Origin of the sequence: Streptomyces hokutonensis, assembly GCF_042751305.1 — a bacterium.
Taxonomy (GTDB): Bacteria; Actinomycetota; Actinomycetes; order Streptomycetales; family Streptomycetaceae; genus Streptomyces; species Streptomyces hokutonensis_A.
Window position 1 is genome coordinate 96,418 of sequence record NZ_JBHYWD010000013.1, and the last position, 22,405, is coordinate 118,822.

Consider the following 22,405-nt stretch of genomic DNA (forward strand, 5'->3'; position numbering starts at 1 on the left):
GTAGACGTCGACATGCCGGTGAACACACTGACACACCATGCGCACCGACCGGCCGAGGCCGGGGAACCGTCGTTCTACGGCCGGGAGCCGCAACTCAGGGAAATGGAGGACAGGTTGCGCGAGGCCCGCGCCGGGGCCTCGCGTCTGATGGTCGTCGAGGGTCCGCCCGGCATCGGGAAGACCGCCCTGGTCCGCCGCTTCCTGCGTACGGCGGACCGGGTGCGCGTACTGGAGGCCAGCGGCGCCGAGAACGAGACGGCCCTGGCCTACGGCGTACTCACTCAACTCCTCAGTCGGACCTCGGTGGGCGAGGAGGCGCCGGGGCCGCGGGACGAGCCCGGCGCGGTCGGCGCGCGGCTGCTCGCCCTCGCCCACCGGATCCCTTCGGACACCGTCGTGGTGCTCGTCATCGACGACGCCCACTGGGCGGACGCGCCGTCGCTGGACGCGCTCACCTTCGTGCTGCGCCGGCTGCTGTCCGAGCCGGTCCTCACCGTGCTGGCCGTCCACGCGCCCGCCGATGCCCAACTCCCCAAGGGACTGGGGAGGTTGCTGGCGGACGACCAGACCCTGCGCCTCGCGCTCGACGGCCTGACCGCCGAGCAGACCGGCGCGCTGTGCGACCGGCTGCTCCCCACGGGCCTGCCGCCGCACGCCGTCGGCCGACTGCACGCCCACACCCGCGGCAATCCGCTGTATCTACGCGCGCTGATCCGGGAGGTGGAGCCGGAGGTCCTGGCCGCTTCCGACTCCCCGCTGCCCGCGCCCCGTTCGTACCAGTCGCTGGTCCGGGACCACCTCGCCCACTGCGACCCTCCGACCCGGGACCTGGTGGCCGCGGCCAGTGTGCTCGGACCGCGCGCGCCGCTGCACCGGGTGGCACAGCTGGCCGGTCTGGAGAACCCGCTGCCCGCCGTCGAACAGGCCGTGGGACAGGGGCTGTTGGAGGAGTGCGCGGCGGGCGGCCCGCCCGAACTGGCCTTCCCGCACCCGCTGGTCCAGGCCGCCGTCTACCACCAGCTGGGCCCGGCCCGGCGGGCCGCGCTGCACACCGGGGCGGTGCGGGCCAGCAAGGACGCCGCCAGCCGCACCTGGCACCAGCTGCTCGCGGGCCGCAGCCCGGACCCGGCACTCGTCGCCGACCTCGCCACCGGCGCCCGCCGGCAGGCCGCCGCCGGTCACTGGTCGAGGGCCGCGTCGATGGCCGCGCACGCCTCCCGGCTGGCGACGACCCGGCCCGAACGTGAGCGGCTGACCGTAGAGGCGGCGGACGCGCTGCTCTGCGACGGGCGGGCGGAGGAGGCCGCCGACCTGGCGCGTGCGCTGCCGGGCGACAGCGCGCGGGCCGCCCACCGCTATGTGCACGGCCATCTCGCGTTCGTCCGGGGCGAGACGCCCAGTGCCCGGGTGCTCCTGGACGACGCGTGGCGGCACTGCGACCCCGCCCTGGACCCGGCACTGGCCCGGCGCATCGCGGAACGGCTCGCCCTCGTCGGCCTCGTCCAGGGCGAGGCGGCGGCCGCCGTACGGTGGGCGCGGCGGGCCGGGGCGCTGCCGCCCGTACCGTTCACCGGCGGAATGCTGCGCTACGCCCAACTGGCCGCCCTCGGCCTGACGGACGCCGTGGAGGAGGGCATCGAACGGGCGGCCGGGCTGCCGGAGTCGGTGCTCGTCCAGTCCGGCGACGTGGACCTGCTGCTCGGCCGCAGTGCGCTCAGGCTCGGCTTCGACGACCTGGAGGGCAGCCGGGCGGACCTGCGCTCGGCCGCGCCACTGTGCCGGAACGGTCCCGCACCCCTGCGCGCGACGGCCCAGCTCCTCCTGGGCGAGACCGAACTCCGCCTCGGGAACTGGGACGTGGCCCTGCGCGAACTCGAAGCGGCGGCGCAGACCGCCGTCACCCGCGGCCTCGGCTGGCTGGAACCGATCGCCTGCGCGGACGCGGCGGCGACGCTCGCGCTGCGCGGGCGGACCGAGCGTGCCGCCGAGTACCTCGCGAAGGCCGTGGGCAGTGGCGGATACGGCCACGGCGCCTCGGGCTTCGCCCATGCGGCAAGGGCGCGGGCCCAGTTGGCGGCGGTCCGGGGAGCGCCGGACGAGGTCGCGGGCGCGCTGCTGCCCCTGCTGGAGCGGGAGCCGGTGGCACGGACGCTCGTCGCGCCGTGGCGTGATCTGCTGGTGGACGCGCTCACCGCGCTCGGGGAACACCGGCAGGCCGAGCGGATCCTGGACGGCCTCGACGCGCCCGCCGCCCACCGGGGCCGGCACTCCCGGCTGGCGGCCGCGGCCCGGGCGCGCGGCACCCTGCTGGCGGCGCGCCGGTCGCCGGGTGCGGCGGAGCTGTCGTTCCGCACGGCGCTGGGCCACGCGGAGCAGGTGCCGGACCCCTTCGAGCGGGCCCGGGTCCAGCTCGCCTACGGCGCGTTCCTGCGCCGCGCGGGCAGGCGCACCGACGCCACCGGCCAGCTGCGCCGGGCCCTGCGCACCTTCACCGACCTGGGCGCCGCCCCCAGCGCGGCTCTCTGCGAACGCGAACTGGCCGCCAGCGGCGGCGCGACCACGCCCGACTCCCCCCTCACCCCCCAGGAACTGGTGATCGCCCGCCTGGCCACATCCGGCCTGACCAACCGCCAGATCGCCCGCCAACTCGTCCTCAGCGTCAAGACGGTCGAGTTCCACCTCAGCAACGCCTACACCAAGCTGGGCATCACGTCCCGCATGGGCCTGCCGGACAAGCTGCGGGACAGTCCCTGACCGTGGCCCCGGCCGAAGCACGAGCACCTGGTTCCCCGATGGTCGCTGCTTCTAGAATCTGTGTCGGAGGCGGCGGACGCGGAGGGGGCTCTGGTGGCAACTTTCGTGTCACCAGAGGTCGTTGCCGCCTATGTCGGTGCCGTCGCCGCTACGTTCGTGGGTGCCCTGGCCTACGCGCAGACGCGCAGTACCGCCCGCGACGGCCGGGATCACGACCAACGCCAGGCGAACCTGCAGGAGTTGCGCGCGGCCACGGACACCACCATCTCGGTCAGGACATTCATCGCGCAGGAACTGCGCACGCTGGAGTACTACGTCGACGTGGCCCGCTCCGGGCAGGCACTGCCTCCGCTGCGGGTGGCCCTGTCCTCGCGGTTGGAGGGCATGTACGGCGAGAGGATGCGGTCGCTGCCCGCAGCGTTCGAGCATGTGCAGGCGGCGTACGAGGGAGTGCTCGGTCAGATCCTGCGGGTCGACCAGATCCTGGACGAGTACGGAGCCTCCGGCGTCCTGCCGAGCGGATCCGTCGTGGCCGACCACCTGTTCACCCTGCGCAGCCGGGTCGACAGCCTCGACGGCCTGATCGAGGCCGCCCGCTACGACTTCAGCACCATCGTCCCGCTCCCGGCCGGCTGGGACTCGTCCTTCACGGTGCCGCCGGGCCGAGGCCGAACTCGGCGCCGTCTCGGCCGGTGAGACCGCGTCGGTCAGGGGCGCCGTCGGTTGATCGCCGCCAAGTCGATCTCGATGTCGAAGGGAACGGAGAGCTTGAGCCGATCGTGGAAGATCCCGGCGAGGCCGTAGGACTTGGTGGCGGGGTCGAGTTCGTAGACGTAGACGACGGGGAGGCCCTTGTTCTCGTCCTGCTCGACGCGCCAGTAGTGGCGTACGCCTGCCGCCGCGTACTTGCGGGGCTTGACCTCACGGTCACGTTCGAGAGAGTCGACGGAAACCACTTCGACAGCCAGCAGGATGTCCTCTGGCTTGTACCAGGTCTGCCCCGGTCCCGTATTTGCTTCCACCGGGAACACCAGGACATCGGGCTCGGGCCGATTCCTGCTGTCCAGCTTGATCGTCATTTCTCGCATGACGTCAATATGGTCCGGTGCCTGCTCCAGGAGGCTGTTCTCCAGCAGACGCATGCAGCGTCCGTGAAAAGCGGTCTGCGGGCTCATGAAGACGAGACTCCCGTCGATCAACTCCGTGTGCGGCGGGAGGCCCGGAATCCGGTCGAGGTCGTCCGCGGTCCAGCCCTCGGCGGGCGGGATCGGCCAGCGGTACGCCGGCTCGCCGTCCAGCCCGTCCTCGGATCCGGCGCTCATCAGTGCTCCCATGCGGCGGAGTCTCGCGTGTCCACTCAGCCTACCCAGTCGGGATCAGGAGTGCTTCACCTCAACGAGTGATCACATGGTCAGCCCGCGGTCGCCTCCCGATGACACCCACCTCCACCCACCTAATCTGACGGAATGTCAGATGAAGAGTCGTACGAACTGCTCGGCTTCGACAACGTCCTCCTCCCCGTGGGGGACCTCGCCGAGGCCGTCCCCTTCTACGAACGTGCCGGATTCACCGTCGGGTTCCGGCTCGACGAGGCCGGTATCGCGATCCTGAGGGTCGGCGGCGAGACGCCGGGAGTGCTCCTGCGACACGAAGACGGACTGGGGCACAGACCACCCCCCTGGCCCGCGCCCCGCGTGTGGCTGGAGGTCCCGGACGCACGGAAGGCCGCGCAGCGCCTCAGCGGCGCCGGTGTCGCGCTGCTCGACGCGCCGTTCTCCGTGGCCACCGGGTGGACCGTCGAGATCGCCGACCCCTGGGGCAACGTCATCGGGTTCACGGACTACACGAAGCGCCCGGAGCTGGCTCGGCGGGTGTGACGCAGGTCCCAGCACGGGCGAGTTGAACGTGTTCAAAAGTGCGCCTACATTCTCCTTGTCAGCATTTTTGAACGCGTTCAAGAAGGGGGAGGCGCATGGACCGCACGGTCGTCGCCTACGTCATCTATCTGATCGTCAGCATCGGACTCACCGTCTGGGTGGCCCGCACGCTCAGCCGCAACGGACGGATCTTCCTCGCCGACGTCCTGCGGGGGAACGAAAAACTCGCGGAGGCCGTCAACCACCTCCTCGTAGTGGGCTTCTACCTCGTGAACCTCGGGTTCGTCGCCCTGTACCTCAGCGGGGACGGCACCATCGAGGACACCCGGGGCATCTTCGAGGCCCTGTCGACCAAGGTGGGCGTGGTGCTGCTGGTGCTCGGCGTGATGCACCTGGGCAACGTGTACGTGCTCAACAAGATCCGGCGGCGCGGGATCATGGAGCGGGAGCAGGTGCCGCCCGTCGCGCCGCAGGACTGGGTCGGGGCGTGAGCGCGGTGCCGGCCGCCCCGGCGGACCGGGCGACCCCGGTCCGCCGGCTCACCGTCCTGTACGACGCCGACTGCGCGCTGTGCACCTTCCTGCGCGACTGGCTCGTACGGCAGTCGCAGCTGGTGCCCCTGGAGCTGGTACCGGCGTCCTCCGAAGAGGCGCGGCGGCGCTTCCCCGGGCTCGACCACCGGACCACCCTCGACGAGATCACCGTCGTCGGCGACTCCGGGCAGGTCTACCGGGGCGCCGCCGCCTGGATCGTCACCCTGTGGGCGCTGCGCGAACAACGGCCCCTGGCGCACCGGTTGAGCACCCCGGCCGGCGCCCGGCTCGCCAAGGGCGCCGTGCTCGCCGCCGCGAAGTGGCGCGGCGCGCAGTGGGGCCCCGGCAGGTGGGGCGGTGGCGTGTACCGGCAGAGCGACGGGTGGACGTACGACCCGAGCCGCGGGTGGTCCTACACCGGGCCGGGCTGCGTCGGCGGTTCCTGCCCCACTGGATAGGCTCTGTCCCCGTGCCCGCGAACAACGACGGCCCCGACGACGGCGCCACCCCCAGCAAGTCCGAGCAGACCCGCGCGCTCATCCTGGAGACGGCCATGCGGCTGTTCCAGGAGCACGGCTATGACAAGACGACGATGCGGGCCATCGCCAAGGAGGCGGGCGTCTCCGTAGGCAACGCCTACTACTACTTCGCCGGCAAGGAGCACCTGATCCAGGGCTTCTACGACCGGATCGCCGAGGAGCACCGGCTCGCGGTCCGCGAGGAGCTGGACCGGGAGACCGATCTGGAGGCGCGGCTCGCGGGCGTGCTCCGGGTGTGGCTCGACATCGCGACGCCCTACCACGAGTTCGCGGTGCAGTTCTTCAAGAACGCCGCCGACCCGGACAGCCCGCTCAGCCCGTTCTCCCCGGAGAGCGAGCACGCGCGCGTGCAGGCCATCGACGTCCACAAGGAAGTGCTGTTCGGCGCGAAGACCAAGGTGGCGCCGGAACTGCGGGACGTGCTCCCGGAGTTGATGTGGCTCTCCCAGATGGGGCTTGTCCTGTACTGGGTGTTCGACCGGACCGAGGGGCGGGAGCGGAGCTACCGGCTCGCCGAGCGCGGGGCCCGGCTCACCGCGCGCGGTGTCTCCCTGGCCCGCTTCCGGGTGCTGCGCCCGCTCGTCCTGGAGGTGCACGAGCTGTTCACGGACTTCCTGCCGGGCATGACCCACGCACTGCCCGACCCGGCGAAGAAGAAGGACAAGGAGAAGGACAAGCGCGGGGCGCCCGCCGCCGGAACCGCCGACGACGAACGCCCCTGAGCGATCGGGTCAGTTGACGGCGTCGACCTCGCCCTCGGCCAGCTCGACGTCGTAGACCAGCGGATCGTCGGTCACCGCCACGTGCCGGGCGACCGAGCCGTACGAGGGTGCCGTCGTCGCCAGGAGGTAGGTCCCCGGGCCGGGCACCGACACGATGTACGAGCCGTCGGCCAGGGACTCGACGCGGTCCAGCTGGCGTCCGCCCGCCGTCAGCAACGTGACGGCGGCGCCCTCCACGGGCTCCCCGTCGGTCGTACGGACGAAGCCGTGGACGGCCGAGGACGGGCCGTCGGGGGCGGCCGGAGCGGGCTCCTCCGCGGGTTCCACCGCGAGGTGCGGCAGGCTCTTGTCGAGCCAGGCCGGGAGCCACCAGTTGGAGTTGCCCAGGAGGTGCATCGCGGCCGGCACCAGGGCCGTACGCAGGATGAAGGCGTCCAGGGCGACCGCGGCGGCCAGGCCGACGCCCGCCGTCGCCGCGCCCGTGTTGCCGCTCAGGACGAAGGCCAGGAAGACGCAGACCATGATCAGGGCGGCGGAGTTGATGACGCGGCTGGTCTCCGCGAGGCCGACGCGGACCGCGCGGGCGTTGTCCTTGGTGTGGACCCACTCCTCGTGCATCCGGCTCACCAGGAACACCTGGTAGTCCATGGAGAGGCCGAAGAGCAGGGACAGCATGATGACCGGCAGGAAGGCGTTGATCGGGCCCTCCTTGCCGAGGCCGAGCATGTCCAGGCCCCAGCCCCACTGGAAGATCGCCACCAGGACACCGAAGGAGGCCGCCGCCGCGATGAGGTTCATCAGGGCGGCCGTCAGCGGGACCACGAGCGAGCGGAAGGCGAGCAGGAGCAGCAGGAAGCTCAGGCCGATGATCGTCGCGACGAAGAGCGGGAGCCGGTCGCCGGTGACGGACGCGAAGTCCTTGGAGATGGCCGTCACCCCGCCGACGTGACCGGTCGCGCCGGCCTCGGGGATCACCTTGTCCCGCAGAGTGTCGATCAGGTCGTCGGTCTCCACGGACTGCGGTGAGGTCTTCGGGACGACCTGGATGATCGTCACCCCGCCCGTGGGCGGCAGCGCGGCGACCCGGGCCACGTCCTTCGTGGCCTCGATGTCCTTGACCAGGGTGGCCGTGTCACCGCTCGAAGTGACCACCTGGAGCGGGCCGTTGAAGCCGGGCCCGAAACCCTCGGCCAGGAGGTCGTAGGCCTTCCTGGTGGTCGTCGAGGCGTTGTCGTTGCCCTGGTCGGTGGCGCCGAGGCGCAGCGACAGCACCGGGAAGGCGAGGACGGCCATGACGACGAGGGCGAGGGCAGCGATCCGGCGCGGGCGCTTCTGCACGGCGGCCGACCAGCGGACCGCGAGGTTGTCGGTGCGCTCCGGCTCGGGACCGTCCGCCAGCTTGCGGCGCTGCTTGCGGCTGAGCACGCGCGGGCCCAGGAAGCCCAGCAGCGCGGGCAGCAGGGTCGTGGCCGCGAGGACGCTCAGGACGACCGTGAGCGAGGTGCCGATGACCACGCCGTCCAGGAAGCGCAGCTGCGTCACCAGCATGCCGGCGAGCGCGATGCACACCGTGCCGCCGGCGAACAGCACCGCGCGGCCCGAGGTGTTGAGGGCGACGACCGCCGACTCCTCGGGATCCATGCCCCGTTGGAGGCCGCGCCGGTGCCGGGTGACGATGAACAGCGCGTAGTCGATGCCGACGCCGAGGCCGATCAGGGTGGCCAGCAGGGGCGCCAGGTCGGGGATGTCGGTGGCGTGGCTCAGGAGCTGCGTGGAGAACAGGCCGGTGCCGACGCCGAAGATCGCGATGCCGATCGGCAGCAGGGCGGCGTAGAACGAGCCGAAGGCCAGGAACAGGACGACGGCCGCCGCGAGGATGCCGACACCCTCGGCGATACCGCCCGGCGGCTCCTCGACCCGCTGGACGGCCTGGCCGCCCAGCTCGACGTGGAGGCCGCCCTGTCGGGCCGCCTGCGCGGTGTCGACGACCTTCTGGACGAGCTCCTTGGGGACCGCGTTCGCCTGCTCGGCGAAGGTGATCTGCGCGTAGGCGATCTTCCCGTCGGAGCTGATCTGGGCCGCGCCCCGGGCGCCGGAGTAGGGGCCGGTGACCTCGCCGACGCCCTTCATGCCCGCGATCTTGTCGAGGGCGGGCTGGATGCGGGTCTGTACGGACTGGTCCTTGACCGAGCCCGAGTCGACCTTCCAGACCACCGTGTCGGTGTCGCCCGAGCTGTTCGGGAACGCCTTCTGCATCAGGTCGTACGCGCTCTTGGAGTCCGTGTCCGGGAGGGAGAAGACGTTCGCGTAGTCCGTCCCCGCCGTCGTCGCCGAGAAGCCAAGGCCGAACAGTGCCCCCACCCACAGCAACAGGACCACCAGCCGGTGCCGATAGCACCACCGTGCCAATGCCGCCACGCTCAACGCTCCTTATTCGAAACCGAGTTGACTCGGTCGATCGGTCGGATGGTCCCCCAGGTCCTGGGCTACACAATTGGCGGTGGCACGCGCGCGTGGACACGTCCTGGCCATGACTCTCAAGGAACTCCAAAGACCGGACGGGCCCGATGTCAGTGGTGCCGCCGATACTGGGGGCATGACGGCTCCAGGAACCGTGCTGGTGGTGGAGGACGAACCGAGCATCGCCGACGTCCTCGCCATCGCGCTGCGCTACCACCGCTTCGAGGTCATGACCGCGGGCACCGTCCGCGAGGCGCTCGCGCTGGCCGAGCGCACCCGCCCGGACTGCGCGCTGCTCGACGTGATGCTCCCGGACGGCGACGGCCGCGCCCTCGGGCAGGAACTGCGCGCCCGCAGGCCCGACCTGGCGCTCGTCTTCCTCACCGCGCGGGACGCGCCGGCCGAGATCGTCGGCGCCCTCGGCTTCGGCGACGACTACATCACCAAGCCCTTCGACATCGACGTGGTCGTCGCCCGCATCACCGCCGTCCTGCGCCGCACCCGCCCTGACGACGTCCTCCCCCAGCGCCCTCCCCTGCGCTACGGCGACCTGGAGCTGGACGAGACGACGTACTCCGTGCACCGCGAGGGCCGCTCGGTCGAGCTGACCCCCACCGAGTACGCCCTGCTGCGCTTCCTGGTGCGCAACGGCGGCCGGATCGTGCCCAAGGAGCAACTGCTGCGCCATGTCTGGCAGTACGAGCACACCCCGCCCGAGTCGACCGTCGTCGAGACCTACATCAGCTATCTGCGGCGCAAGCTGGAGACCCTGGGAGCCCCGGTGATCACCACCCGGCGGGGCGTCGGATACGGGCTCGCATGAAGTTCCGGCTGCCGAACTGCGAGCGCGGCGCCCACTCGCTGCGCGCCAAACTGACCCTGGCCAACCTCGCGCTGCTCGCCCTCGGCATCGTCATGGCCACCGCCGTCAGCCTGATGGGCATGCGGCACTACCTGCTCGCCCAGGTCGACGCGGAGCTCACCAAGTCCCGTGACTCGCTGAGCAGTTCGCAGCTCACCATGGAGCAGATCAACGTACTGAGCTCCCTGGCCGGCATCGGCGACCGGCTGGTGCCCCAGCAGCAGCCCGGCTCCCCGAAACCGGACACGGTGTTCGCGGCGGTCGACGGCCAGGGCAAGGTGCTCACCATCGCCGGGTACGCCCCGACCGCCACCCAGCGGGCCCTCGCCGACGCCTTCGGCGACCCGGCGGGGCTCACCAAGGACCGCACACCGCGCGACATCTCGCTGCGCGGCGACTCCTACCGGGCCACCGGGACCCAACTCACCGACGGCACGTACATCCTGATCGCCGCCTCCACCGGCGGCCTCCACCACGGCATGGCCAAGGCCCTCAAGCTGGACCTCGCCTTCGGCAGCCTGCTGCTGGTGCTGCTCGCCACGCTCACCATGGTCAGCGTGCGGCGGCGGCTGCGGCCCCTGGAGGACATGGTGGAGACCTCGACGGCGATCGCTGAGGGCGACCTGACCCGACGCGTGCCCTCCAGCCACCACCCGACCCAGGAGGTCGAGCAGCTGCGGCTCGCCCTCAACTCGATGCTCCACCAGGTGGAGTCGGCGTACCGCACGCGCGAGCGCACGGCGGCCCAGCTCCGCCGCTTCGTCGCCGACGCCTCGCACGAACTGCGCACCCCCCTGTCGGCGATACGCGGCTACCTCCAGCTCTACGACAAGGGCATGCTGACCGAGCCCGACGAGCGCAGACGCGCCTGGGACCGGATGAACGCGGAGGCCGACCGCATGGGCCGCCTCGTCGACGAACTCCTCACCCTGGCCCGCCTGGACCAGCGGCCCGAGCTGCGCTTCAAGAACGTCGACCTGAGCCGCCTGGTGCGCGACGCCGCCGAGGACCTGCGGGTGCAGCAGCCGGAGCGGCCGGTCACGGTCGGCGCCGACGGCTCCCTGCTGGTGCGCGCCGACGAGTCGGGCCTGCGCCAGATACTCGGCAACCTGGTGACCAACGTCCGCACCCACACCCCCGCCGACGTGCCCGTGCGGCTCGGTCTGGAGCGCGAGGACGGGGTCGTACGGCTGTGTGTCGCGGACCGGGGCCCGGGGCTGTGCCAGGACGACGCGGCCCGGATCTTCGACCGCTTCTTCCGGGCGGGCGGCGGTGCGGGCAGCGGACTGGGGCTGGCGATCGTGCAGGGCGTCGTCCAGGCGCACGGCGGGGACGTGGCGGTGCGGACCGCGCCGGGCGAGGGGCTCGCGGTGACGGTGACACTGCCGGCGCGGACGCCCGTGCCGTCGTAGAACACCGGGCCTGTCAGGGGATGTCGGTCTGGAGGAGGGCCCACACCGTCTTGCCGTGCGCACCGCGGCTCCACACGCCCCAGGCCGCCGCGACGCTCTCCACGAGAAGCAGACCGCGGCCGGCCTCCGCCTCGTCCGTCACGACCCGCAGCCGGGGCTCGACCCGGCCCTCGTCCGACACCTCGATGAGGCACGAGCCGTCCGCGAGGGCCGTCACCGCGACCTCGAACTCCCGCTCCAGGAGCGGCCCGTGGCGTACGACGTTGGTGGCCAGCTCGGACACCAGGAGCACCGCGTCCTGGAGCGCGGGATCGTCGCCCGCGTGCCCCCAGTCGGCCAGATGGTCCCGGACCCGGCGCCGGGCGAGCCCCACCGAGGCCGGATGCCGGGGCAGCCGGAACGAGTTGCGTCTGACCACGTCGGCTCCTCACCCCGCGCACACCTCCGTCACATGGTGCTGCGTGCGCGGGCCGTGCGGCGTCACTCGGCTGGGGCCGGGTCCTGCGGGCGGGGGTCAGATCCAGTCCAGCGCCCACAGCCGGAACACGCCGGTGCCGTCCGTGAGATAGGAGATGCCGCCGACGTCCTCGCTGCTGACGACGTACTCCTTGCGCTGCCAGAGCGGGATCAGCGGCACGTCCTGGGCCACGTCCGTCTGGAGCTCGCGGAAGTCCTCGTCGACGCGGCTGCGGTCGGCGAACTGCTGACTGTTGAGGATGAGCTGGTCGACGATCTTGTTGCTGTAGCCGGTGTTCATGGTGGAGCCGGTGCCGACCAGCGCGGAGCCGAAGGTGTCCGGGTCGGGGTAGTCGGCGACCCAGCCGACCGCCCACGCGTCCAGCTTGCCGGTGGCCCAGCGCTTCTGGAAGTCGGTCCACTCGTAGCCCTTGACGTCCACCTTGAACAGGCCGCCCGCCTCCAGCTGCTTCTTCAGCGCGACGGCCTCCTCGGCGCCGGAACCGTGCCCGATGCCGTAGCCGTAGGTGAAGTGCACCGGGACGGAGACACCCGCCTCTTGGAGGAGGGCCTTCGCCTTGCTGACGCTCTCGGAGGGGTAGGCGTCGAAGAAGGACGTCGTGTGGCCGACGATGCCGGCCGGGATCAGCGAGTACAGCGGGTCGACCGTGCCGTCGTACACCGTGGCGGCCAGCTCGTCGCGGTTGACCAGCCAGGCCATGGCCCGCCGGACGAGGACGTCGTGCAGGGGCGTGCCCTTACGGGTGTTGAGGTACAGGTTGCGGGTCTCGGAGCTGTCGGCCTCCGACACCCGCTGGTTCGGGTCGCTGGCGGAGAGCCCGGAGAGCATCTTCGGCGGCAGCTGCCGGGTGGCTACCTGCACCTGCTTCGCCTTGTACGCCTTCTGCAGCGCGTCCGAGTCGGCGTAGTACCGCAGCTCGATCGGGCTCCCGGTGTTCTTGACCGCGCCCTTGTAGTGGCTGTTGGGCTTCAGGACGGCCAGCTTGCCCTTCGTATACGTCGACAGGGTGTACGGCCCGGTGCCGTCGGCCTGGAACCCGTTGCGCGGCGCGTCCTTCGGGTACTTGCTGCTGTCGACGATCGCACCGGCACCGGTGGCCACCTTGAACGGGAACGTGGCGTCCGGCGACGACAGATGGAAGGTGACGGTCATCCCGGAGGCGGTGACCGAGCCGAGCGTGGAGAGCAGGGACGACGGGCCGACGTCCGAGTTGATCTTCTTGACCCGGTCGAAGGAGTACTTCACGTCCGCGGCGGTCATCGCGCGCCCGCTCGGGAAGGTGAGCCCTGCGCGCACCACACAGCGGTACGTCGTCAGCCCGCTGCCCACGAAGCCGCAGCTCTTGGCCGCGTCCGGGACGGGTTTCGTACCGCCCGAGTCGAACGTCATCAGCGACTGGAAGACGTTGCTGTACAACGCCCAGGAACCCGCGTCGTACGCGGCGGCCGGGTCGAGCGACGTGACCGCGTCGGTCGTCCCCACCGTGATCGTCTTGTTCTTGTTCCCGTCCGACGGCAGCAACTGCCAGCCGCCCACTCCCACGGCCGCCAGAACCAGCAGAGTCGCGAGAATCCGTATGCGAACCGACCGCATCGGTGTGCCCTCCCCAGAACCCTCCCGGGTTCCTGCGCATATGCCACTCCCCTAGTGGCGCGGATCACCTAACCACAGGAGTTTCATCCGGGGGAAGAGGGTTCTGCCGAGATGAGAAAGAACTTACCGACGAGTGTTAATTGCCCGTTTCACAGGCGACTCTCAGCCACTTCGCGGATCTGCCCGACACCTCCAACTAGGCCTGTTTCGACGCCAGTTCGACGACCGTGATGTCCGAAGGCGCCCCCACCCGGGTGGGCGGTCCCCAGGCGCCCGCGCCCCGGCTGACGTACAGCTCGGTGTCGCCGTAACGTTCCAGGCCCGCGACCGTCGGATTGGCGGCAGCGGCGATGAAGTTGCCGGGCCACAACTGGCCGCCGTGCGTGTGCCCGGAGAGCTGGAGGTCGACGCCGTGCTTCACGGCCTCGTGGATCTGCACCGGCTGGTGCGCGAGCAGCACGCACGCGCGCGTGGTGTCACGGTCCCCGAGCGCCTTCCCGAAGTCGGGTCCCTGGCCCTCGCTCTCGCCCTGGAGGTCGTTGACCCCGGCGAGGTCGAACCAGGGCAGTTCGGTACGGGCGTTCTCCAGGGTGTGGATCCCGAGCCTGCGGACCTCTTCCAGCCACTGTTCGGCGCCGGAGAAGTACTCGTGGTTCCCGGTGACGAAGAAGCTGCCGTGCCGCGCCTTCAGCCCGGCCAGCGGAGCCGCCGCCGGCCCCAGGTTCTTCACACTCCCGTCCACCAGGTCGCCCACGACCGCGACCAGATCGGGCTGCGTCGAGTTGATCGTGTCGACGACCTTCTGCGCGAAACCCCGCCCCAGGACCGGCCCCAGATGGATGTCGCTGACGACCGCGATCCTGAACCCGTGGGCGGACCGCGGCAGTTTGGCCAGCGGCACGGTGACCCGCTTGACGCTCGGGCCGCGCAGGACGCCGTAGGTGCCGTAGCCGACGGTCCCCACGGCGGCAGCGGCGGCCGCGCCTCCGACGACCCGGGAGACGAAGAGCCGACGGGAGGGGGCCGCTTCGGGAACCGGGGCTTCGGTCTCTTCCACGGCCGTCTCGGCCTGCCCGCGCCGTTCGACGAACCGGCGCAGCAGCGGCCGCAGGACCTCTCCCGCGAGGACGGCGAGCAGCAGGTAGATCGCCAGCGCCATCCACAGGAAGCCGGGCCAGCCCAGGACGCGCTGGAGCCAGAAGGGGGCGCCGCCGCGTTCGGCGGCGAGGGCCGCGATCATCAGGACCGGGCCGGCGATCAGTACGGCCGTGCCGGTGACCCGGGCGGGGCCCCACGCGCGCGTGGTGTCGCGGACCAGGCGGCGCCAGACGTACCAGTGCGCGCCGCCCAGGACGGCTACCGCGACCAGGACGACGAGGGCGATGACGACGATGGCCACTTCTCTATGACGTCTCGCGCAGTGCGCGCAGGCCACGCAACCCGAGGCCCCCGATGACCGTCCCCAATACGAAGGACACGACGGCCAGGGTCAGATGCACCCAGAAGTACGCCGTCGGGCGGCCGTCGTCGAAGGCCAGTCCGCTGCCGTCCGCGACGAGATTCTTGACGAAAGTGATCCAGATGACCCAGCTCCACACCCCGAAGGCGAGCAGGAACCAGGAGACGGGGCGGCTGAGCTTCATGAGTCCAGTATCGCCGTCGTCCTCCGGGGCCGGTGGCCGGGGTGGGGCCGGTGACGGGACTTCGGGTCCCGGGGCATGTACGTTCACCTGCGTGCCCGCTCCACAGCAGACCATCAGGCGATCCCTGCTGGTGCTTTCCGCCGCCCTGTCGTCCCTCGCGCTCACCGCGCCGCTCGCCCTCGCGGCTCCGAGTCCGACGCCCACTCCGAGCGCCACCACAAGCGCGTCGGCGAGTCCTACGGCCACTCCCCCGGCGAACATGTCGTCGGTGGGCGGCGCCCGGCTCGCGCAGGCCGGGACGCAGGTCAATCTGGCGTCCGGTGTGCCGGTCGTGCCGAAGGACCTGACCGCGCGGTCGTGGATCGTGTCCGACGCCGAGTCGGGCGCGGTGCTCGCCGCGCACAACGCGCACTGGCGGCTGCCTCCGGCGAGCACCCTGAAGATGCTGTTCGCGGACACCGTGCTGCCGAAGTTCCCGAAGACGACCGAGCACAAGGTGGTCGCGTCCGACCTGGCCGGCATGGGCGCCGGTTCCAGCCTGGTCGGGATAAAGGAGGGCGAGAGCTACACGGTCCACGACCTGTGGCTAGGTGTCTTCCTGCGCTCCGGCAACGACGCCGTGCACGTCCTGTCCCACATGAACGGCGGCGTCGACCGGACCGTCGCCGACATGAACGCGCACGCCCAGGACCTCCAGGCGCTGGACACGCGCGTGGTGACGCCGGACGGCTACGACGAGCCGGGGCAGGTCTCGTCGGCGTACGACCTGACACTGTTCGCGCGTTCCGGGCTGCAGAAGAAGGACTTCCGGGAGTACTGCTCGACGGTGAGCGCGAAGTTCCCGGGCGAGACGACGAAGAAGAAGGGCAAGTCGGTCCGCGGGACCTTCGAGATCCAGAACACCAACCGGCTGCTGAGCGGTGACTCGGACGTGTCGGTGTACCCGGGCATCGCGGGCGTCAAGAACGGCAACACCACCAACGCGGGGGCCACCTTCACCGGGGTCGCCGAGCGCGGCGGCAAGGTGCTGCTGGTGACGGTCATGAACCCGGAGAAGGACGAGCACAACGAGGTCTACAAGGAGGCCGCGAAGATCCTCGACTGGGGCTTCCAGGCGGACGGCAAGGTGCAGCCGGTGGGTGAGCTGGTCGCGCCGAAGAACGCGGCGCAGACGAGCGCCCAGCCGGGTGCGACGGCCAGCGGGGAGGCGGGCGGCGACACGGCGGGCACGAAACCGGCCGCGTCCGCCGGCCCGGTGGCCGCCGAGGAGGACGGTTCGGGCGGGGTCGGGATCGCGCTCGCGATCGTCGGCGGGCTGCTGGTGCTGCTGGCCGGTGCTGTCTTCCTGGTCAACCGGCGCTGGCCGCTGCCGGATCTGGTCCGTCGTCGCCCGCGTCCCTGACCTTGGGGTCTCCGGTCTCGTCGGCCGGGACGTAGTCGTCGTCCTCGTCCGGACTGCTCGGGGTCGCCGTCCAGGCGGCGCAGAACAGGACGAGTTTCGAGGTGAAGTTCATCCACAGCAACAGCGCCACGGGGACGCCGAACGCGCCGTACATGCTCTTCGCGGCCACGCCCTGGATGTAGCCGCTGAGCAGCAGCTTCAGCAGTTCGAAGCCGACCGCGCCGATCAGCGCGGCCACGAAGAGCCGGCGGCGCGGGGGCTCGACGCCGGGCAACAGGGTCAGGACGTACAGCAGGAGCAGGAAGTCGGCGAGTACCGCGACGGCGAACGCGGCGATCCGCAGCAGGATCCCGCCCCAGCCGCCCTGGGCGATGCCCAGTTGGCCGTTGATCCAGTCGACCAGTGCGGAGGCGACCGTGGAGACGGCGATCGTCGCGAGGACGGCGCCGCCCAGGCCGATCAGCACCCCGGTGTCGATGAGTTTGCGCAGCAGCGGGTTCTCGTCGCGGTCGGGCAGCTCCCACACCGCGCGCAGGCACTCCCGCATCGAGCCGACCCAGCCGATGCCGGTGAACAGCAGGACGGCGCCGGCGATGAGACCGATGGTGCCCGCGTTGTCCACCAGGGAACCGATGTTGAGCTGGTCGGAGATGCCCGGGACCTGCTCGGCGATCTTGTCCTGGAGTTCGTGCTGCTGGTCGGTGCTGAGGGTGGCGGCGGCGATCGCGGCGGCCACGGTCAGCAGCGGGAACAGCGCGATGAAGCTGATGAAGGTCATGGCCGCGGAGAGCTGCGACCACTTCACCCGGTCGAGGCGCTCGTACGACCGCCACGCGTGCGTGGCCGTCAGGCGCACCACCAGCGGCCCGACGAGGGGGAGCTTCTTCAGCCAGTCCATGATCCGATTCTGCCCCCGACCACTGACACCGATGTGCGCGTACCCCGCGAACGCGGGTGCGTGGCGCCATATTGCCCGGCATCCGATTAATCGCCCATCTCAGGGAGGCCGCCGACGCCGCACGACCAAACGCCCATAATCGGGCGATACGGTCACAGGCATGCGTCCTCCACAGTCCCTCCTCGTCCTCGGCGGTACGTCCCGGATCGCACTGGCCACCGCCCGCAGACTCATCGCCCGCCGCACCCGCACGGTGTGGCTCGCGGGCCGCCCCTCGCCCGCCCTGGAGAGTGCCGCCTCGGAACTGCGCACCCTGGGGGCCGAGGTGCACACCGTCGCCTTCGACGCGCTCGACCCCGGCTCCCACGAGACCGTGCTCGGCAAGGTCTTCGCGGAGGGCTCCGTCGACCTGGTGCTGCTCGCCTTCGGCACCCTCGGCGACCAGGCCCGCGACGAGCGCGATCCGGCCGCCGCGGTGCGGGTCGCGCACACCAACTACACCGGCGCCGTCTCGTCCGGCCTGATCAGCGCCCGCGCCCTGCAGGCCCAGGGCCACGGCTCGCTGGTGGTGCTCTCCTCGGTGGCCGGCGAACGGGCCCGCCGCACGAACTTCATCTACGGCTCCACCAAGGCCGGCCTCGACACCTTCGCGCAGGGCCTGGGCGACGCGCTGCACGGCACGGGCGTGCACGTCATGGTCGTACGCCCCGGGCTCGTCCGCTCACGGACCATGGCCGACCCGAGGGCGGCCTCGCTCACGACCACCCCCGAGGCGGTCGCCACCGCGATCGAACTCGGCCTGCGACGGGGCTCGGAGACGGTGTGGGTGCCGGGGACCCTGCGCGTGGTGACGTCGGTGCTACGGCACCTGCCGCGGGGCCTATTCAGACGACTGGCGGTCTGACCGCGTCAGTGGCTGGGGATCGTTCCACGATCCGTGCGGGCTGCCTGGGGTGGTACGACGGCGCCGCCGAAGGTGAACTCGCGGAGCTTGCGCCAGACGTCGTCGGCGCCCTGTTCGTAGAGCGCGAAACCGGTGCAGGACCACTCGGCGCAGTAGTCGGCGAGCGCCTCGAACGCGCGGTCCATCGACTCGTCGTCGATGCCGTGCGCCACGGTGACGTGCGGGTGGTACGGGAAGTGCAGCTCGCGCGCCAGCGGCCCGGAGGCGGCACGGATCTGCTTCTGCAGCCAGGTGCAGGCGGAGCCGCCCTCGACCACCTGGACGTAGACGACCGGGGACAGCGGCCGGAACGTACCGGTGCCGGACAGCCGCATCGGGAAGGGGCGGCCGGCTGCGGCGACCGAGACCAGGTAGTCCTCAACCTCGGACAGCCGCGAGGCGTCCACCTCGGTGGGCGGCAACAGCGTGACATGCGTGGGGATGCCGTGCGCAGCGGCGTCGCCGAAGCCCGCGCGCCGCTCCTGGAGCAGGCTGCCGTGAGGCTCCGGGACCGCGATCGACACGCCGATCGTTACGGTCCCCACGTCGTCTCCTGTCGTCCTGTCGGTGGTCGTGACGGTGCTGTCCGGTGGTCCCGATATCGAGCGGGGCGGCCACGCGCGCGGCCACCCGGCTATCGACTGTACGGCCACACCTGAGTTGTGGGCAGGCGCAACCGTAGTGATGTGCAGCGCTCTGTCCAGTGGTACGCGGTCGGTGCCCGGGTGCGGTCGTGCGCCTCAGTGCTTGGCGGGCAGGAAGCCCACCCGGTCGTACGCCTGGGCGAGCGTCTCTGCGGCGACGGCCCGCGCCTTCTCCGCGCCCTTGGCCAGGATCGCGTCGAGCGTCTCCGGGTCGTCCAGATACTGCTGGGTGCGCTCCCGGAACGGCGTCACGAACTCGACCATGACCTCGGCGAGATCCGTCTTGAGCGCGCCGTACATCTTGCCCTCGTACTCCTGCTCCAGCTCGGCGATCGTCTTGCCGGTGAGGGTCGACTGGATGGTGAGGAGGTTGCTGACGCCCGGCTTGTTCTCGGCGTCGTAGCGGATCACGGTCTCCGTGTCGGTGACCGCGCTCTTGACCTTCTTGGCGGTCGCCTTCGGGTCGTCGAGGAGGTTGATGAGCCCCTTCGGCGTGGACGCCGACTTGCTCATCTTGATCGACGGGTCCTGAAGGTCGTAGATCTTCGCCGTCTCCTTGAGGATGTACGGCTTCGGGATCGTGAAGGTCTCGCCGAAGCGGCCGTTGAAGCGCTCGGCGAGGTCGCGGGTGAGCTCGACGTGCTGGCGCTGGTCCTCGCCGACCGGGACCTCGTTCGCCTGGTAGAGCAGGATGTCCGCGACCTGAAGGATCGGGTACGTGAACAGGCCGACGGAGGCGCGGTCCGAACCCTGCTTCGCGGACTTGTCCTTGAACTGGGTCATACGGGCGGCCTCGCCGAAGCCGGTCAGGCAGTTCATGACCCAGGCGAGCTGGGCGTGCTCGGGGACATGGCTCTGGACGAAGAGCGTGCAGCGCTCCGGTTCGAGTCCGGCGGCCAGCAGCTGCGCGACGGCCAGCCGGGTGTTGGCACGCAGGTCCGCCGGGTCCTGCGGGACGGTGATCGCGTGCAGGTCCACGACCATGTAGAACGCGTCGTGGGACTCCTGGAGGGCCACCCACTGGCGCACGGCGCCGAGGTAGTTGCCGAGGTGGAACGAGCCTGCGGTGGGCTGGATTCCGGAGAGCACGCGGGGACTGTCTGAGGCCATGTTCACCATTCTCTCAGGTCCCGGGACCCGGTCAGGAACCGGTCGGAACCGGGTCGGAAGAGCCGCGGCACGGGTGGGAACCGATCCGCCTCGGGCGGTGTACCAGATATGTGAAGACGCGGGAGGGGGGCCGCATCGTCGACGAGGTCGCGGTGATCGCACGCGTACGCGCCGGAGAGCCGGAGGCGTACGCGGAGCTGGTGCGGGCCCACACGGGCATCGCGCTCAGGGCGGCCGCGGCACTCGGGGCGGGTGCGGACGCGGAGGACGTGGTGCAGCAGGCCTTCGTCAAGGCGTACTGCGCGCTGGGCAGGTTCCGGGACGGCTCGGCGTTCAAGCCGTGGCTGTTGTCGATCGTCGCCAACGAGACGAGGAACACCGTGCGTACGGCGGCACGCCAGCGCACGCTCGCCGGCCGGGAGGCCGCGTTCGCGGAGGCCGAGCCGCTGATACCGGAATCGGCGGATCCGGCGGTCGCCACGCTGGAGACGGAGCGCCGCGCGGCCCTGTTGTCCGCCCTGGAGCAGCTGAGCGAGGAGCACCGCCTGGTCGTGACCTACCGCTATCTCCTGGAGATGGACGAGCCGGAGACGGCCCAGGCCCTGGGCTGGCCGCGCGGCACGGTGAAGTCCCGGCTGAGCCGCGCGCTGAAGAAACTCGGTCGACTGCTGCCGGATTTCCGGCCCCGGGAAGGGGGTGATGAGTGTGAGTGACGGACGGGAGTCCTACGAGGGCGAGGGCGCCGCCGCCGCTCGGTTGCCGGAGGAGCTGCGGGCGCTGGGGCGTTCGCTGGACGCGCGGGGCGGTGGTGAGGGCGGTGCCGCCGGGCCCGAGTCGATGGTCGAGCGGGTGCTGGCGCAGATACTGGCCGAACAGATCCCGGTCCCCGTCCAGGAGGCCGGGCCGGGCGGGGTCCGGGCGCGGCTGCGCGCCGTGCGGCACTGGGCTCGGCTGCGGCGGCGCGCGCTGACGGCGGCCCTGTGCGGTCTGCTGACGGTGCTCGTACTCACGCCTCCGGTGCGGGCGGCGGTCTTCGACTGGTTCGGCTTCGGCGGGGTCGAGGTGCGGTACGACCCGTCCGCGGTGCCCTCGGCCGGTGCCGCGGTGCCCGGGTGCGGCCGGTCGGTGACCTTGGCGCAGGCTCGCCGGCAGGCGGGGTTCGAGCCGCTGGTGCCGGACGCGCTGGGTGTTCCGGACGCGGTGACGGTGACCGGCGAACCGCGTGGGCGGTTTCTGGTCAGCCTGTGCTGGCGGGAGGGCGGGCACACGGTCCGGGTCGACGAGTATCCGGCGCGACTGGACATCGGCTTCGCCAAGACGGTGAGCCGACCGCCGGAATGGCTGTCGCTGGACGCGTCCGTCTCGCCGGACGGCATACAGGACCCGGCGCTGTGGTTCGCGCGGCCGCATCTGCTGAGTTTCTGGCTGGTGGACGCGGACGGGGACCGCTATACGCGGGCGGAGCGGACGGCCGGTCCGACGCTGCTGTGGACGCGTCCGGTCGGCCAAGTTCCCGGTGGTGATCTGACGTTCCGTCTGGAAGGGGTGGCGTCGAAGCAGCGGGCTGTGGAGATCGCCAAGTCGCTCGACCGGAACGAGTCGGGCGAATAGGGCGGCGGAGTGGGAACCCCGGCGGGTCGGGCGGTGTACCAGAAGTGACAGGCGGCTCGCGGGCGGGCCGTACGGGGATCGGCTGTTTGGGGGTTCGGATGTCCGGAGTCGGAAGTGCGGTCAGGACAAGCGGGGGCGGGATGCGCGAACTGACAGCTCTGGGCGGGGCGTTGGCGATGACGCTGTCTCTGATGGTGTGGGGCTCGTCGGAGGCGGCGGCGGGCGGCCCGACCAGCGTGCTCGTCACCTCGCCGACGAGCGGACAGGCCGCGGCGCTGTAGTACTCGGACGAACGGTACGGAAAGCTCCAGGAGTTGCTCGGCCCCGAGGGCAGGGGCACCCGCGACAAGCCGCCCGAGGCCGATCTGACCCACGCCCGCCAGATCAACGTCACCTGGCTGGCGCACGACATATCGCCGTGGCGGGTCGACCGGGTCTTTCCCGTCGAGTCCCGTCCGCAGGCGGTGTGGATCCACACGGCGGCCGATGTACCGGGGAACGCGAATCTGAACGGCTATTGGCATCGCGCCGAGCATCCGGCCCAACTGCGTGCTCTCTTGCGGAAGTTGGGAGTGACGGGCACGGGCACAGGGTCCGGCGGCTATTCGGGCGTCTTCCCGGCACCGTGGCAGCCGACCGCGTCCGCTCCGGCCATCGCCGTACCTGACCCCGACACGGGGACCAGCACGATACAGGTGACCCTGAGGGACAAGGACGACGACAGCACCGACTGGTGGTGGGCGATACCGGGCGCGGCGACCGGGGCGGTACTGGCCCTCGTGCTGCGGTCGTTCGCCGTGCGGCTGCCGCCGAACCGGTGGTGGAAGGGGCGGGAGCCGGGGCCCAGGCAGGAGTTGCGGGACGTGTGAGGGGTGGCGGGCGCGGGATGGAACGCGGGAGCTTGCGGGGCGCGTTGCTCGTGGG

The 22,405-nt window shown here is 71.2% G+C and carries 23 protein-coding genes; 14 read left to right on the forward strand and 9 right to left on the reverse strand.

Going from position 1 to position 22,405, the window contains the following annotated elements; translation table 11 throughout:
• Nucleotides 1-12 precede the first annotated feature (12 nt).
• Nucleotides 13-2,754, forward strand: coding sequence for an ATP-binding protein (locus ACFXC1_RS31010; RefSeq protein WP_381248662.1), 2,742 nt, complete (start codon nucleotides 13-15; stop codon nucleotides 2,752-2,754).
• Between the two features lie 93 nt (nucleotides 2,755-2,847).
• On the forward strand, nucleotides 2,848-3,450 hold the full coding sequence (locus tag ACFXC1_RS31015) for a hypothetical protein (RefSeq protein ID WP_381248665.1): 603 nt from the start codon (nucleotides 2,848-2,850) through the stop codon (nucleotides 3,448-3,450).
• 11 nt (nucleotides 3,451-3,461) lie between these two features.
• Here ACFXC1_RS31015 and ACFXC1_RS31020 read toward each other — a convergent pair whose 3' ends face one another.
• Complete coding sequence (locus tag ACFXC1_RS31020; RefSeq protein WP_381248668.1) at nucleotides 3,462-4,076, reverse strand: Uma2 family endonuclease; 615 nt, start codon at nucleotides 4,074-4,076, stop codon at nucleotides 3,462-3,464.
• A gap of 144 nt (nucleotides 4,077-4,220) precedes the next feature.
• On the opposite strand from ACFXC1_RS31020, the gene ACFXC1_RS31025 reads away from it, so the two are divergent.
• The 4 genes from ACFXC1_RS31025 (at nucleotide 4,221) to ACFXC1_RS31040 (ending at nucleotide 6,425) form a co-directional block, all read left to right on the forward strand.
• The gene (locus ACFXC1_RS31025) at nucleotides 4,221-4,631 is read left to right on the forward strand and encodes a VOC family protein (RefSeq protein WP_381248671.1); all 411 of its coding nucleotides are present in this window, start codon (nucleotides 4,221-4,223) and stop codon (nucleotides 4,629-4,631) included.
• Between the two features lie 95 nt (nucleotides 4,632-4,726).
• Nucleotides 4,727-5,122: a hypothetical protein gene (locus tag ACFXC1_RS31030; RefSeq protein ID WP_381248673.1), complete on the forward strand. Its 396-nt coding sequence runs from the start codon at nucleotides 4,727-4,729 to the stop codon at nucleotides 5,120-5,122.
• Nucleotides 5,119-5,622, forward strand: a complete 504-nt coding sequence (locus ACFXC1_RS31035; RefSeq protein ID WP_381248675.1) for a thiol-disulfide oxidoreductase DCC family protein — start codon at nucleotides 5,119-5,121, stop codon at nucleotides 5,620-5,622. The genes ACFXC1_RS31030 and ACFXC1_RS31035 overlap by 4 nt, the downstream gene beginning before the upstream one ends.
• A gap of 11 nt (nucleotides 5,623-5,633) precedes the next feature.
• On the forward strand, nucleotides 5,634-6,425 hold the full coding sequence (locus ACFXC1_RS31040) for a TetR family transcriptional regulator (RefSeq protein ID WP_381248678.1): 792 nt from the start codon (nucleotides 5,634-5,636) through the stop codon (nucleotides 6,423-6,425).
• 9 nt (nucleotides 6,426-6,434) lie between these two features.
• Here the strand turns inward: ACFXC1_RS31040 and ACFXC1_RS31045 are convergent, their stop codons facing one another.
• On the reverse strand, nucleotides 6,435-8,834 hold the full coding sequence (locus ACFXC1_RS31045; protein WP_381249028.1) for an MMPL family transporter: 2,400 nt from the start codon (nucleotides 8,832-8,834) through the stop codon (nucleotides 6,435-6,437).
• 187 nt (nucleotides 8,835-9,021) lie between these two features.
• Between ACFXC1_RS31045 and ACFXC1_RS31050 the strand changes: the two genes are divergently transcribed.
• Nucleotides 9,022-9,708 (forward strand): response regulator transcription factor, encoded by a 687-nt coding sequence (locus tag ACFXC1_RS31050; protein WP_381248681.1) that lies wholly within the window; start codon nucleotides 9,022-9,024, stop codon nucleotides 9,706-9,708.
• Nucleotides 9,705-11,159: a sensor histidine kinase gene (locus ACFXC1_RS31055; protein WP_381248684.1), complete on the forward strand. Its 1,455-nt coding sequence runs from the start codon at nucleotides 9,705-9,707 to the stop codon at nucleotides 11,157-11,159. Before ACFXC1_RS31050 ends, ACFXC1_RS31055 begins: the two co-directional genes overlap by 4 nt.
• A gap of 13 nt (nucleotides 11,160-11,172) precedes the next feature.
• On the opposite strand, the gene ACFXC1_RS31060 is transcribed toward ACFXC1_RS31055, so the two are convergent.
• The 4 genes from ACFXC1_RS31060 to ACFXC1_RS31075 form a co-directional block, all read right to left on the reverse strand.
• The gene (locus tag ACFXC1_RS31060) at nucleotides 11,173-11,577 is read right to left on the reverse strand and encodes an ATP-binding protein (RefSeq protein ID WP_381248687.1); all 405 of its coding nucleotides are present in this window, start codon (nucleotides 11,575-11,577) and stop codon (nucleotides 11,173-11,175) included.
• Between the two features lie 96 nt (nucleotides 11,578-11,673).
• Entirely contained in the window at nucleotides 11,674-13,230 is a 1,557-nt protein-coding gene (locus ACFXC1_RS31065) for an ABC transporter substrate-binding protein (protein WP_381248690.1), read from the reverse strand.
• 196 nt (nucleotides 13,231-13,426) lie between these two features.
• Nucleotides 13,427-14,629, reverse strand: coding sequence for a metallophosphoesterase (locus ACFXC1_RS31070; protein WP_381248692.1), 1,203 nt, complete (start codon nucleotides 14,627-14,629; stop codon nucleotides 13,427-13,429).
• A gap of 4 nt (nucleotides 14,630-14,633) precedes the next feature.
• The gene (locus tag ACFXC1_RS31075; protein WP_026178254.1) at nucleotides 14,634-14,873 is read right to left on the reverse strand and encodes an SCO4848 family membrane protein; all 240 of its coding nucleotides are present in this window, start codon (nucleotides 14,871-14,873) and stop codon (nucleotides 14,634-14,636) included.
• A 91-nt stretch (nucleotides 14,874-14,964) separates the two neighbouring features.
• Here ACFXC1_RS31075 and ACFXC1_RS31080 point away from each other — a divergent pair, with 91 nt between their 5' ends.
• Nucleotides 14,965-16,275: a D-alanyl-D-alanine carboxypeptidase family protein gene (locus ACFXC1_RS31080; protein ID WP_381248695.1), complete on the forward strand. Its 1,311-nt coding sequence runs from the start codon at nucleotides 14,965-14,967 to the stop codon at nucleotides 16,273-16,275.
• Here the strand turns inward: ACFXC1_RS31080 and ACFXC1_RS31085 are convergent.
• Nucleotides 16,223-17,173 carry a YihY/virulence factor BrkB family protein gene (locus ACFXC1_RS31085; RefSeq protein WP_381248698.1) on the reverse strand — a complete coding sequence of 317 codons (951 nt, stop codon included), beginning with the start codon at nucleotides 17,171-17,173 and terminating at the stop codon, nucleotides 16,223-16,225. The genes ACFXC1_RS31080 and ACFXC1_RS31085 overlap by 53 nt on opposite strands.
• Before the next feature lie 160 nt (nucleotides 17,174-17,333).
• On the opposite strand from ACFXC1_RS31085, the gene ACFXC1_RS31090 reads away from it, so the two are divergent.
• Nucleotides 17,334-18,077, forward strand: a complete 744-nt coding sequence (locus ACFXC1_RS31090; RefSeq protein WP_381248700.1) for a decaprenylphospho-beta-D-erythro-pentofuranosid-2-ulose 2-reductase — start codon at nucleotides 17,334-17,336, stop codon at nucleotides 18,075-18,077.
• Between the two features lie 5 nt (nucleotides 18,078-18,082).
• On the opposite strand, the gene ACFXC1_RS31095 is transcribed toward ACFXC1_RS31090, so the two are convergent.
• On the reverse strand, nucleotides 18,083-18,661 hold the full coding sequence (locus tag ACFXC1_RS31095) for a 2'-5' RNA ligase family protein (RefSeq protein WP_381248702.1): 579 nt from the start codon (nucleotides 18,659-18,661) through the stop codon (nucleotides 18,083-18,085).
• Between the two features lie 195 nt (nucleotides 18,662-18,856).
• On the reverse strand, nucleotides 18,857-19,870 hold the full coding sequence (gene trpS / locus ACFXC1_RS31100) for a tryptophan--tRNA ligase (protein ID WP_381248705.1): 1,014 nt from the start codon (nucleotides 19,868-19,870) through the stop codon (nucleotides 18,857-18,859).
• A gap of 110 nt (nucleotides 19,871-19,980) precedes the next feature.
• Between trpS and ACFXC1_RS31105 the strand changes: the two genes are divergently transcribed.
• The 4 genes from ACFXC1_RS31105 to ACFXC1_RS31120 all read left to right on the forward strand — a co-directional run bounded on the left by ACFXC1_RS31105 (nucleotide 19,981) and on the right by ACFXC1_RS31120 (nucleotide 22,350).
• Entirely contained in the window at nucleotides 19,981-20,583 is a 603-nt protein-coding gene (locus ACFXC1_RS31105; protein WP_381248708.1) for an RNA polymerase sigma factor, read from the forward strand.
• Nucleotides 20,570-21,481, forward strand: a complete 912-nt coding sequence (locus tag ACFXC1_RS31110) for a hypothetical protein (protein WP_381248711.1) — start codon at nucleotides 20,570-20,572, stop codon at nucleotides 21,479-21,481. The genes ACFXC1_RS31105 and ACFXC1_RS31110 overlap by 14 nt, the downstream gene beginning before the upstream one ends.
• 140 nt (nucleotides 21,482-21,621) lie before the next feature.
• A complete protein-coding gene (locus ACFXC1_RS31115) occupies nucleotides 21,622-21,762 on the forward strand; it encodes a hypothetical protein (protein ID WP_381248714.1) in 141 nt (46 codons plus the stop codon).
• 33 nt (nucleotides 21,763-21,795) lie between these two features.
• Nucleotides 21,796-22,350 (forward strand): hypothetical protein, encoded by a 555-nt coding sequence (locus tag ACFXC1_RS31120; protein ID WP_381248717.1) that lies wholly within the window; start codon nucleotides 21,796-21,798, stop codon nucleotides 22,348-22,350.
• Nucleotides 22,351-22,405: the final 55 nt, after the last annotated feature.